This is a genomic window from Bradyrhizobium sp. NP1 (assembly GCF_030378205.1).
Classification (GTDB): domain Bacteria; phylum Pseudomonadota; class Alphaproteobacteria; order Rhizobiales; family Xanthobacteraceae; genus Bradyrhizobium.
Window position 1 is genome coordinate 332,125 of the sequence record NZ_CP127385.1, and the last position, 12,297, is coordinate 344,421.

Annotated in this window: 11 protein-coding genes; 6 read left to right on the forward strand and 5 right to left on the reverse strand. The window is 68.0% G+C overall.

Translation table 11 applies throughout. The features are described 5' to 3' along the window. Positions 1 to 111 precede the first annotated feature (111 nt). The 6 genes from QOU61_RS01590 (at position 112) to argG (ending at position 5,933) form a co-directional block, all read left to right on the forward strand. Positions 112 to 951, forward strand: coding sequence for an SDR family oxidoreductase (locus QOU61_RS01590; protein WP_289656400.1), 840 nt, complete (start codon positions 112 to 114; stop codon positions 949 to 951). A gap of 159 nt (positions 952 to 1,110) precedes the next feature. Continuing rightward, positions 1,111 to 1,713 (forward strand): invasion associated locus B family protein, encoded by a 603-nt coding sequence (locus tag QOU61_RS01595; RefSeq protein ID WP_289656401.1) that lies wholly within the window; start codon positions 1,111 to 1,113, stop codon positions 1,711 to 1,713. Between the two features lie 105 nt (positions 1,714 to 1,818). Continuing rightward, entirely contained in the window at positions 1,819 to 3,030 is a 1,212-nt protein-coding gene (gene rlmN, locus QOU61_RS01600; RefSeq protein ID WP_289656402.1) for a dual-specificity RNA methyltransferase RlmN, read from the forward strand. 97 nt (positions 3,031 to 3,127) lie between these two features. Beyond that, positions 3,128 to 3,625 carry a hypothetical protein gene (locus tag QOU61_RS01605; RefSeq protein ID WP_289656403.1) on the forward strand — a complete coding sequence of 166 codons (498 nt, stop codon included), beginning with the start codon at positions 3,128 to 3,130 and terminating at the stop codon, positions 3,623 to 3,625. Positions 3,626 to 3,716: 91 nt separating this feature from the next. After that, positions 3,717 to 4,493, forward strand: a complete 777-nt coding sequence (locus QOU61_RS01610; RefSeq protein WP_289656404.1) for a phosphatase PAP2 family protein — start codon at positions 3,717 to 3,719, stop codon at positions 4,491 to 4,493. A 102-nt stretch (positions 4,494 to 4,595) separates the two neighbouring features. Further along, complete coding sequence (argG, locus tag QOU61_RS01615) at positions 4,596 to 5,933, forward strand: argininosuccinate synthase (protein WP_289656405.1); 1,338 nt, start codon at positions 4,596 to 4,598, stop codon at positions 5,931 to 5,933. A 95-nt stretch (positions 5,934 to 6,028) separates the two neighbouring features. Here argG and QOU61_RS01620 read toward each other — a convergent pair whose 3' ends face one another. From QOU61_RS01620 to QOU61_RS01640, 5 genes are all read right to left on the reverse strand, one after another. Continuing rightward, the gene (locus tag QOU61_RS01620) at positions 6,029 to 8,377 is read right to left on the reverse strand and encodes an OmpA family protein (protein ID WP_289656406.1); all 2,349 of its coding nucleotides are present in this window, start codon (positions 8,375 to 8,377) and stop codon (positions 6,029 to 6,031) included. 247 nt (positions 8,378 to 8,624) lie between these two features. Next, complete coding sequence (locus QOU61_RS01625; RefSeq protein WP_289656407.1) at positions 8,625 to 8,849, reverse strand: hypothetical protein; 225 nt, start codon at positions 8,847 to 8,849, stop codon at positions 8,625 to 8,627. 42 nt (positions 8,850 to 8,891) lie between these two features. Then, the gene (locus QOU61_RS01630) at positions 8,892 to 9,278 is read right to left on the reverse strand and encodes a VOC family protein (protein WP_289656408.1); all 387 of its coding nucleotides are present in this window, start codon (positions 9,276 to 9,278) and stop codon (positions 8,892 to 8,894) included. A 21-nt stretch (positions 9,279 to 9,299) separates the two neighbouring features. Continuing rightward, entirely contained in the window at positions 9,300 to 10,127 is an 828-nt protein-coding gene (locus QOU61_RS01635) for an FkbM family methyltransferase (RefSeq protein WP_289656409.1), read from the reverse strand. Between the two features lie 138 nt (positions 10,128 to 10,265). Then, entirely contained in the window at positions 10,266 to 12,248 is a 1,983-nt protein-coding gene (locus QOU61_RS01640) for an ABC transporter ATP-binding protein/permease (protein WP_289656410.1), read from the reverse strand. Positions 12,249 to 12,297 lie beyond the last annotated feature (49 nt).

Below are 12,297 nucleotides of genomic sequence, written 5' to 3' on the forward strand. Positions count from 1 at the left end.
GCACCTCGTCGGTAAGCGGGACTTCTGGTTTCATGCCGGATTTGGGCTCGCCCGACAATCGAAACAGACTATGAATGTCAGGATCGGACCACGCGCGGAAGGAATCAAACGATGTTTGAAAAGGGCCTGCTGGCGGGCAAGCGCATCCTGGTCACCGGTGGTGGCAGCGGGCTCGGCGCCGCCATGGGCCAACGCTTCCTCGCGCTCGGCGCCGAGCTCGTCATCTGCGGCCGCAGGCTCGAGCGGCTGGAGGAGGCCGCCGCCGGCATGCGCGCGGCGACCGGCGGCAAGGTGACCGCGATCCGCTGCGACATCCGCGACGGCGCTTCGGTCGATGCCATGATGACCGCGATCTGGCAGGAGGCGCCGCTCGACGTGCTGGTCAACAACGCGGCCGCAACCTTCATCGCGCAAACCGAGCTGCTGTCCTTTCGGGCCGTGGACGCCATCCTCGCGCCGACCCTGCACGGCACGATGTACTGCACGCTGGCCGCCGGCCGCCGGTGGATCGAGGGCAAGCACAAGGGCGTCGTGCTCTCGATCCTCTCCACATCGACCATCACCGGGCGCGCCTTCACCGTGCCGTCGGCGATGGCGAAGTCGGCCATCCTCGCCATGACCAGGAGCCTCGCGGTCGAATGGGGACCGAAGGGCGTGCGCACGGTCGCGATCGCGCCCGGCAGTTTTCCGACCGAGGGTGCCACGGGCCAGCTGCGGCCCGATGGCCGCGACGAGGGGTGGGCGAAGCGCAACCCGCTCGGCCGCACCGGCGAGCACCGGGAGCTGGCCGACCTCGCGAGCTTCCTGATCTCGGATGGCGCGGCCTACATCAACGGCGAGATGGTCGTGCAGGACGGCGGCGCGCATCTGCGCAGTTCCGGCGCAGAGGATCTGTTGCACTGGACCGACGCGCAATGGGAACGGTTGCGGGCGGCGCGGGCGAAGGACTGATCGCCGCAGCCGGAGGCAGCGCAGGCGAAGGACTGATCGCCGCAGCCGGAGGCAGCGCAGGCGCGCTTCCCAAGCCGGACTTTCCCGGCTATCCATCGCGCTGTGCATTGTGGCCGCGGGCCATCTTCCAGTCACAATGATGCGGGAACCAACCAAATCATGTTTCGGCGGGTGCTGGCGGCTTTGACGGCGGGGTTGTTGGTGTGCGGGGCGGTGAGCCTCGCGCACGCCCAGGGTGCGCCGCCCAAAGCCCCGAAGGCTGCGCCCGCCAAGCCGGAGCCGGTCAAGCCGCCGGCGGCAGCGACAGGCGGCGCCGAGCCGACCCTGCTCGGCCAGTTCGGCGGCTGGGGCGCCTATACGGCGACGCCGAGCGGCAAGAAGGTGTGCTTCGCGCTGGCCAAGCCGACCGCCTCGAAGACCAACCCGCCAAACCGGCCGCGTGACCCCGCCTATGCCTTCGTCTCGACGCGGCCTGCGGAGAAGGTCTTCAACGAAGTCTCGATCATGATCGGCTACACGCTGAAGCCCGGCTCCGAATCGACGCTCGCCGTCGGCGGCGCGACCTACGCAATGTATACCCAGGGCGACGGGCTCTGGATCAAGAACGCGGCGGAAGAGGAGCGGATGGTGGAAGCCATGCGCAAGTCGGCCGATGCGGTGGTCAAGGGCGTCTCCGCCAAGGGCACCGAGACGGTCGACACCTTTTCGCTAAAGGGGCTGGCCCAGGCGCTCGACAAGATCGCGCAGGATTGCCGGCGCTAGCGTGGTCGCAATCGCAGCCGCAATTATTATATAAACAGGTTCCAGGCGCCGGCACCGTCGTGGCCCGGCGTGACGGCGCAAGATCGCAGCAATCAGGCTCATCGAATGCAATCGACTGTGGACCCACGGAACGTTTCGCTGCCGCTCGAGAAGACGCCGCTCGAAACCTATGTGCCGCCGGCAAAGCCGTCGCTGATCGGTCTGTCGCGCGAGCAACTGGCCGAGCGGCTCGGCGACATCGGCGTGCCCGCGCGTCAGCGCAAGATGCGCGTGCAGCAGCTCTGGCACTGGATCTACTTCCGCGGCGCCGAAGACTTCGACGCGATGACGTCGGTCTCGAAGGAGACGCGCGCCCAGCTCGCGGCGCATTTCACCGTGGCGCGGCCGGAGGTCGTCGCCGAGCAGGTCTCCAGCGACGGCACGCGCAAATGGCTGTTGCGGCTGCCGAGCGGCGAAAAGCTCGAGAGGCCGCACGAGGTCGAATGCGTCTACATCCCGGAGACCGATCGCGGCACGCTGTGCGTCTCCTCCCAGGTCGGCTGCACGCTGAACTGCGCGTTCTGCCACACCGGCACGCAGCGGCTGGTGCGCAACCTCACCGCCGGCGAGATCGTCGGCCAGGTGATGGTGGCGCGTGACCGCCTCAACGACTGGGCCGACCGCGAGACGCCGGCCGGCAACCGCCTCGTCACCAACGTCGTGATGATGGGCATGGGCGAGCCGCTCTACAATTTCGACGCGGTGCGCGATGCGCTGTTGATCGTGTCCGACAATGAAGGCATCGGCATCTCCCGCCGCCGCATCACGCTGTCGACCTCGGGCGTGGTGCCGAACATCATCCGCGCTGGCGAGGAGATCGGCGTGATGCTCGCGATCTCGCTGCATGCGGTGCGTGACGAATTGCGCAACGAACTCGTGCCGCTGAACCGAAAATATCCGATAGAGCAGCTCTTGCAGGCCTGCCGCGACTATCCGGGCGCCTCCAACGCGCGCCGCATCACCTTCGAATATGTGATGCTCAAGGGCGTCAACGATTCGCTCGACGATGCCAAGCTGCTGGTGAAGCTGCTCAAGGGCATTCCGGCGAAGATCAATCTGATTCCATTCAACCCCTGGCCCGGCACGGCCTACGAATGCTCGGACTGGGACCAGATCGAGAAATTCTCCGAGTACATCTTCAATGCCGGCTATTCCTCGCCGGTGCGCACGCCGCGCGGCCGCGACATCCTCGCGGCCTGCGGGCAGCTGAAATCCGAAACCGAAAAACTGTCGGCGCGCGAGCGGCAGGCGCTGCGCGCCATGGCGATGACGGACTGAGCGTGGCCAGGATGACCGACCTCGTCATGGCCGGGACAAGCCAGGGCGTGACGCCGCACAGCCTGGCGCTGCGGCTTCCCAAAGATGGAAATCCTGCATGGCGCTGATCGGCCGCATCGTGGTCATCCTCGTCGCGTTCCTCATCGCCTGCTTTGCGGCGGGCATGATCGTGGTCGCTGCGATCCTGTTTCCGGAGTTCTCCGATCTCGGCGCGGGTCCGGTCGATGACGGCGCATTGAACGTCATCCTGGGCTTCGGCTTCATCTTCGTTTCCGGCTTTGCGCTGTTGCCGGCGATGATCGTCGCCGCGATCACCGAGGCATTTTCCATCCGCAGCCTGCTCGCCTATGCCGTCGGCGGCGGCCTGGTCGGGCTTGCCTGCTATCTCGGCCTCGTGCCGTTCGACACCGATACGCTGCAGTTCGAGGGCATCGTGCGGCGGCATCTGGAGATCATGACCGGCGCCGGCATCGTCGCCGGGCTGGTCTACTGGATGATCGCCGGCCGCAACGCCGGCGCATGGCGCGAACCGCCGCGGTCGCTCAAGCCTCCGCCGCCGCTGCCGTCGAACACGCCGCAGCCGCCATCGCTGTGAGACTCCGTGTACGCAGTTCTCCCCCTCCAGGGGAGGGTGAGTCGCCGCCCGAGCCTTCCCTTGATCGCCACCCTCCGCTAAACCGCGAGCCATGAACCGGACCGGGCTTTTCATCGCGCTGTCGCTGTCGCTCATCGTCGGACTCGTGTTCGGGATCTATCCCGAGCTCGACCTCAAGCTTGCCGCGCTGTTTTATGATCCCGCCACGCGATCCTTCCCGCTTAAGCTCGACCACCTCGCGGCCTTCACGCGCGACGCCGCGATGTGGATCGCCTGGGCGCTCGCGCTGCCCGCGATCGTCGCGTTGGTCGTCAAGCTGATCCGCCCCGATCGGCCGCTCCTGATGTCGGGACGGGCGATGCTGTTCCTGCTGCTGACGCTCGCGATGTCGGCCGGCGTGCTCACCAATCTCGGCTTCAAGAGCCATTGGGGCCGGCCGCGCCCGGTGCAGGTGACCGAGTTCTCGGGCGAGCTGCCCTTCGTGCCGTGGTGGGATCCGCGCGGGAAGTGCGGGCGGAACTGCTCGTTCTTCTCGGGCGAGGGTGCCACCGCGTTCTGGACGCTGGCGCCGGCCGCGCTCGCGCCGCCGGCCTGGCGTCCGCTCGCCTACGCGGCGGCGACCGTGTTCGGCGTCGCGACCAGCGCGCTGCGCATGGCGTTCGGCGGCCACTTCTTCACCGATGTCGCAATCGCCGGCCTGGTGACGTTCCTGGTGATCTGGCTCGCCCATGGCGCGATCTACCGCTGGCAGCGGACGCGGCTTTCGGATGCTGCGATCGACGCCGCGCTGACGCGGTTCGCCTGGCCTGGCTACCGGATGCGGCAGCGCTGGCGCGGGCGCGAGGTAGGCCCGAGGCCCGCGACGTGAGCGACTTCAGCCACCATTAAACGCGTGCCCGGCGGCGCGAAATTTGATATTCGCGCACTTGAGCGGCAAACCACACCAGAATTCCGACCGATTGGATGCTTCATGAGTACGATCCTGAAAAGCCTTCCCAAGGGGGAAAAAGTCGGCATCGCTTTCTCGGGCGGCCTCGACACCAGCGCGGCGCTGCTGTGGATGAAGCAAAAAGGCGCCCGCGTCTTTGCCTATACCGCCAATCTCGGCCAGCCTGACGAGGCCGATTACGACGAGATTCCGCGCAAGGCGCTCGAGTTCGGCGCCGAAAAAGCCCGGCTGGTGGATTGCCGCACGCAGCTGGTCCACGAGGGGATTGCCGCCATCCAGTCCGGCGCCTTCCACGTCTCGACCGGCGGCATCGCCTACTTCAACACCACGCCGCTCGGTCGCGCCGTGACCGGCACGATGCTGGTGTCGGCCATGAAGGAGGACGGCGTCAACATCTGGGGCGATGGCTCGACCTACAAGGGCAACGATATCGAGCGGTTCTATCGCTACGGCCTTTTGACCAATCCGAGCTTGCGGATCTACAAGCCCTGGCTCGATCAGCAGTTCATCGACGAGCTTGGCGGCCGCGCGGAAATGTCGGCGTTCATGACCGCCAACGGCTTCGCCTACAAGATGAGTGCCGAGAAGGCCTACTCGACCGACAGCAATGTCCTCGGCGCGACCCACGAGGCCAAGGATCTCGAGCGGCTGGACAGCGGCATCAAGATCGTCAACCCGATCATGGGCGTGCCGTTTTGGCGCGACGACTGCGCCGTCAAGGCCGAGAAGGTCGCGGTGCGGTTTGTCGAGGGCCAGCCCGTCGCGCTGAACGGGCAGACGTTCGCCGACCCGGTGGCGCTGTTGCTCGAGGCAAACGCCATCGGCGGCCGGCATGGCCTTGGCATGAGCGACCAGATCGAGAACCGGATCATCGAGGCCAAGAGCCGCGGCATCTACGAAGCGCCCGGCATGGCGCTGCTGCACATCGCCTATGAACGCCTGGTTACCGGGATCCACAACGAGGACACCATCGAGCAATACCGGGTCTCTGGCCTGCGGCTTGGCCGATTGCTCTACCAGGGACGCTGGTTCGATTCGCAGGCCCTGATGCTGCGCGAAACGGCCCAGCGCTGGGTGGCGCGCGCCATCACCGGTGAGGTGACGCTCGAGCTGCGCCGCGGCAACGACTACTCGATCCTGAACACCGAAAGCCCCAACCTGACCTATCAGCCGGAGCGGCTGAGCATGGAGAAGGTGGAGGATGCGGCGTTCACGCCGGCGGACCGGATCGGCCAGCTCACGATGCGCAACCTCGACATCGCCGATACCCGCGACAAGCTGAAGCTCTACACGGATACGGGCCTGCTGGCCGCCGGCGAAGGTGCCTACATCCCGAGGCTCGACAGCGACAAGGGCTGAACCCGCGCGGCGCGCTCGGCGACATCTCCGCCGCGAAACGCGACCAAGAAAAAAATGGCCGGGATTGCTCCCGGCCATTTTCACTGGCTCTTGCCTCAGCGCGGCGGCGCGATGCCGGGCGGGGGCGGCGGCAGCGAGGCGGTGCCGCCATTCAGCAGCGGGGTGATGCGGCGGACGGTGACGCGCCGGTTGATACGGCTCGGTCCGTCGGTCTGCTCCTTCAGGTACTGCCTGCCGTAGCCCTGCGAGGTCAGGTTCTCCGCGGGCACACCGAACTGCTGGGTTAGCAATTCGGCTGCGGACTGGGCACGACGGTCCGACAATGACAGGTTGTCGACGTCGTTGCCGACCGCGTCGGTGTGGCCCTCGATCAGGAACACCTCGCGCGGGTTGCGCTGGATCGCGCGGTTGAGGCCGTCCGCGATCACCTGCAACTTCGCGGCCTGATCGGGCGGGATGACCCACGAGCCGGTATCGAAGGTGATGGTGTTGACGTCGATGCTCGGCATCCGCATGCGGACGTTCGGGCTGTAGCGGATCTCGTCCAGTGAATAGCGCCGTTCGATCCGTTCCACCGGCGGCGCCTCCATGGTGTCGTAAATCACCTGCGGCTCGGCCTCGTCCGCATCGACGATGTAGCGGTCATAGGGGATGTTGACCACCGGCGGCGGCACGTCGACATAGAAGCCGCCGACCGCGCGCGGATCGCGATAGCTGTTGTCGATGATGATGATCTCGCGGCCCGCCGGGTCGCGGCGGACCCGCCGCAACAGCTGACCGTCGCGGCCGACCACGGTGATGATCTCGCTGCCGTCAGGACGGATCACGACGGTGCGCGTTTCGCCGCCGATGGTCTCGGTGCGGATATCGCGCGCACCATAGCGGAAGCGATACAGATCGTCGCCGCGGACATACTCCTGCCCGCCAGGGTCGCGGATGATGATGCGGTCCGGCTCGGTGTAGATGGTGCGGCCGCCTTCGACGACCTCCTGCCGGTGGCTGCGGAGGTCGGAGATGGTCGAGCCGATCACTACGCCGGCCACCACGCCGGCACCGACCGCGGCGCCGACGGCGAGCGGCGTCAGGTTGTCATGCCGTGGCGGTGGCGGCAGCGGTGCGGTGACCGTCGGCGCGGTTCGGAACGCCGGCGTAACCGTCGGCGCGGCGTATTGCGCCTTGTCGGCCGGTGGCGTCGCGGCAGCCGAGCCCGGGACAACGGTCGGCGCTTGCGCGTTCGGACGACCCGCGGGTGCCGCGGCCCCGCCTGGCAAAGGCGATCCGGTTGGCGCGGGGGTCGCGCCCGGCGCGGGCTGCGTGGCGGTCGGGGCCTGGGTGCTCGGACGACCCGCGGGTGCCGCGGCCCCGCCTGGCAAAGGCGATCCGGTTGGCGCCGGTGTCGCACCGGGCGTGGGCTGCGTGGCGGTCGGGGCTTGGGTGCTCGGACGACCCGCAGGTGCCGCGGCCCCGCCTGGCAAAGGCGATCCGGTTGGCGCCGGTGTTGCACCGGGCGTGGGCTGCGTGGCGGTCGGGGTCTGGGTGCTCGGACGACCCGCAGGTGCCGCGGCCCCGCCTGGCAAAGGCGATCCGGTTGGCGCCGGTGTCGCGCCGGGCGTGGGCTGCGTGGCGGTCGGGGCCTGGGTGCTCGGACGACCCGCAGGTGCCGCGGCCCCGCCTGGCAAAGGCGATCCGGTTGGCGCGGGGGTCGCGCCCGGCGCGGGCTGCGTGGCGGTCGGGGCCTGGGTGCTCGGACGGCCCCCAGGTGCTGTGGCTCCTCCGAGCGAAGGCGATGCGGTCGGTGCCGGCGTGGGAGCCGTGGTCGCCGGCGCCATTGTGCCTGGACGGCCGCCGCCTGCCGGTGGTTGCGGCGATTGCTGCGTCTGCGGCGGGGTCGTCGGCTGGCCCGGTCGCTCGCGAAGTTGCTCCCTTTCGCGGAGCTGCTCGCGCTGCTCCTTCATCATCTGGCCGGACGGCGGCATGGGCGGACCCTTCGGCGCGCCTTGCGCCGGGCCTGCGGCCGGCGGAGTCGGAGTATGCGTCGGCGCGGGCGCAGGGGGCGGCGGCGGGGTGTGCGGCGCTGCGGCCGGCGGCGCGGGAGGCGCTGCATGCGGAGGCGGCGGCGGGGGTGGTGGAGGTGTCGGACGGGTCGGGGCTGCCGGCGGCGCTGAAGGATGCGGCGGAGCCGCGGCCGGGGGCGGCGCGGGCGGAGCAGGTTGTTTGGGCGGCGGGGCCGCGGCGGGCGGTGGTGCCTTCGGGGCGGCGGCGGGCGGCGGTCCCTTCGGTGCTCCCGGCGGCTGCTTCGGCTTTCCGTCCGGTCCGACTTCGCCCTGTGGCGCGGCCGCCTGTGCCACGACAAGTGGCGCTCCTTGCGCATGGGATGGCGCGCTTGCAAAGGGCATTGCCGAAAGAGCAGTCGTGGCAAGCAGCACGAGACGAAGTTTGGTCATGGTGATGTCGGTCCTTGGGAAATCCTTGGCAATCGAAATTGCCTGGCGAGAGGTCGCGACTAACAGCCAGCCGTGGGGCTGGATTGTGGCGGGTTACACACGCAAAACGCTATTCGAATCACCCAGTCGGTTCCGTGAACCCGTCGTTCATGGCGCATTCAGGCCGCGCTTTCAAACCGCGATTTTCGCTGTTTCACGGCGCAAACGGGGCGAAGGTGGCGCGCGACCCAGGCGAAATGTCGCACCATCATCCGTCGTCCGTCGCCGGATTGGGTGTGCGCGGGCCGTTCGGGCCTCGCGTGGGCAATTCCTCCGGCGTCTTCCCCGGCAGCTCGTCGGGTCTCGGCGGTTCGCCGGGCTCGCGCACCGGCGGTGGAATGTCGGGTCGCGGGTTGCCAGGCGGGCTTTCCGGCGGCGGCTCGGTCGGGGTGCCCGGTGTCGTCGGCGGTACTTCCGGTGGTTCGATCGGCATCGCGGTCAACGATGCCGGCGCGCCGAAGTTCCGCGCGTGAGCCTAGTCGGGCCGGTGGCAGACGGCCTCGATATTGTGGCCGTCCGGATCGCGCACGAAGGCGCCGTAATAATGCGCGTGGTAATGCGGGCGAATTCCGGGCGGGCCGTTGTCGCGGCCGCCCGCGGCGATCGCGGCCTTGTAGAAGGCGTCCACCGTGGCGCGGTCCTTGGCGAGAATCGCGACGTGCATCGGCCGGCCCGCTTCAGGCTCGCCGCCGATCCAGAAATCCGGCTTGCCGTCGGCGCCGAAACCTGCGGCCGGCCCTCCGCCGGTCAGCTCCGCGGGGACCTCCATCACGAGGCCATAATCGAGCGGCGCCAGCGCCTGCAGGTAAAACGCCTTCGAGCGCTCGTAGTCGGAGACGGGAAAGCCGATATGGTCGATCATCGAACGCTCCTGACGGGAAAACTAGCCGCGCACCAACAGCGTGTTGCTGCGCGTCCGGCCACCTTCCGCGTAGCCTCGCGCGCGCATGTCGGCGATGCAGTCGTCGCGCCATTCGTCGCGCGACAGATGTTCGATCACGACCGCGCGCGGCCACAGCGTCTGCGGCGCTTCCTTGAAGAAGCCGGTCAGCACGCGATCCTCGAAACCCTCGACGTCGATCTTGAGCGAATCGACTTTTGCGGTTCCGGCATCGGCAAGGATGCGTGACAGCCGCCATGACGGCACCCTGATGGCGCCAGCGCCGGCCGCAGCCGTGACGATATGGCTGGCGCCCAGATTGTCGCCATCGGTCTCGATCATCAGCTCGCCATCCTCGGGGCCGGCCGCCGCGGCCACCAGATTGACCTGGGTGAAGCCGGACGCCTTGTTGTTGAAGGCCAGCCGCGCGAACGTCACCGGATGCGGCTCGACCGCGATCACCTTGCCGCTGCGCCCGACATGGCGCGCCAGCGCCAGCGCATAGGTGCCGACATTGGCGCCGATGTCGACGAAGACGCCGCCCGTGGGCGTGTGCTCGCGCAGGAATTCCAGCTCTTCGAGATTGTAATCGGGATTGAACAGGGCGCCGCGTTCGGTCGCGCTGCCCTGGTGATAGAAGCGGAACGAGGCACCCTGATATTCGACGTCGACCGGACCGCCGCGGAACAGGTTGACGAGCCGCGACATGGTCGGGCGGAACGCGCCGCGCTTCAGCCGCGTGCGCTGGGCCAGCGAGATCAGCGCGGCCTGGGCCGCATTCGGCGCCAGCGCGCCGAATGGCGGTGGCGCGGAATCATGGTCGGGGGTCACGCGGTATCCTCATCTCGCTCTCCGTCGGGAGAGGTGCGGTCCGCGCCGCGCGATGCGCCGCGCCGGGCCGGCAGACCTTATAGTCGAGATGGAATGCGAGTTCATCCCCCGATTCCGTCGCCTTGAAGGCAGCGCGCGTCAGGCCGCTTTGGGCGGCGGCGCTTTGCGATGACGCAGGAAGCGGCTGAGCAGCCGCCTTTTGCCCTTGCGCGGGATCAGGTCGACGTCGCTGACGAGCTTGGCGCCGCCCTTGCGCCGCTCCAGCACGATCTTGCGGCTGTGAAAGGCTTCCAGTTCCGTGCGGTGCGCGACGCTGACGATGGTCGCCCTGGCAAGCTCGCGGGTGACCATGTCCATCATCCGGTCCTGGCTCTTCTCATCCAGTGCCGAGGTCGCCTCGTCCAGCACGACGATGTCGGGGTTGTGCAACAGCAGGCGCGCAAAGGCGAGGCGCTGCTTCTCGCCGCCCGACAGCGTCTGGTCCCACGGCGCCTCTTCCTCGATCTTCTCCTTCAGGTGATCGAGACCGACCTTGTGCAGCGCTTCGCCGATCTCCTGCATTGTCCAGTCCTCCGCCGCGCCGGGATAGGCGACCGCGCGCCGCAAGGTGCCCGACGGCACATAGGGCCGCTGCGGCAGCATGAACAGGCGCCGGTCGGGATGGAAGTTGACGCTGCCGTCGCCCCATGGCCAGAGCCCGGCGATCGCGCGCACCAGCGTGCTCTTGCCGGTGCCGGATTCGCCGGCGACCAGCAGCCGCTCGCCGGGCTCGATCACCACTTCGGTCTCGCCGACCACGGCGGTGCCGTCATCGAGCGTGACCGAGAGGTCGCGCAGCTCGAGCATCGCCTCGCCCTCGGTCTCGCCATGCTTGATGCGCCCGATGCCGTCGCCGCGCTCGGCGCGCTCAAGCGCATCGAGCGACATCATCAGCGAGGCGATGCGGCGGGCGCAGGCGTTCCAGTCGGCAAGGCGCGGGTAGTTGTCGACCAGCCAGCCGAACGCGCTTTGCACGATGGTGAAGGCGGACGCCGCCTGCATCACCTGGCCGAGCGTCATCGAGCCATCCAGGAATTTCGGCGCGCACAACAGGATCGGCACCACCGGCGCGATCAGGCTCGATCCCTGCGACACCAGGGTGGTGCGCATGTGCTGGCCGGCGAGTCGCGCCCATTGCCGCAGCACGCGGGTGAAGTTCTCGTCGATGCCGCCGCGCTCCTCCTCCTCGCCGCCGAGCAGCGCGATGCTTTCGCCGTTTTCGCGCACCCGTGTCAGCGTGTAGCGGAATTCGGCCTCGGCCTGATTCTTGTCCTCGGATATCTGCACGAACCGGCGGCCGATGATCATGATCGAGCCGGAGGCGATCGCGGCGTAGAGCACGGCGGCGATGACGAGAAAGCCCGGGACCGTGACCGTCGATCCGCCGAGCGTGATCGTGAGCGCCCCGCCGATGGTCCAGAGCACGACGATGAAGGTGGAAGCCGACAGGAAGGCCGAGGTGACGCCGGCCATGAAATCCACGGGCGAGTCGGTCGCGATGCGCAGATCCTCGGCGATCCGGTATTCGGGGTTCTTGTGGTCACCGCCGACCAGATTGAGCTGGTAGTAGCGGCCGCTGGCCAGCCAGCGCGAGATGACCGAATGGGTCAGCCAGGCACGCCAGCGCCGCTGGATGCCCATCCGCACGAACACCTGCGCGACCGCAAGCGCAACGCTGCCGATCGCGAGCGGGAAGAACAGCGCGGTGAGATGGAAGACGGTCGCCGCGTCGCGCTTCTCGATGGCGTCGAAGATGGCGCGGTTCCAGACGTTGATGCCGTATTGGAAGCCGACATTGGCGACGATCAGCGCGCAAAGGCCGATCGAGAACAGCCACGCCAGCCGGTCGCCGCTCCGGCCCCAATAGCCGCGCGCGCTGATCCAGAACCGTTTCAAAAGATAGGCTTTGCGCGCCTCCTCGGCCTCTTCCGGCGTCATCGCCGGATCGGGTTCGACGATTTCCGGTGGCGGCGGCTCGACATGGTCGCCGTCCTCCGCGACGACCTCGACGAACTCGCTTTGCTTCGCCTTTCGCTTCGCTTCTGGTTCGCGCTTTTCGGATGTGGTTGCCGGGCTGCCCATGAAGCGCCAACGCGAAGGGAATTCAAAAGGTTCCCGCCGGGTTCCGCGG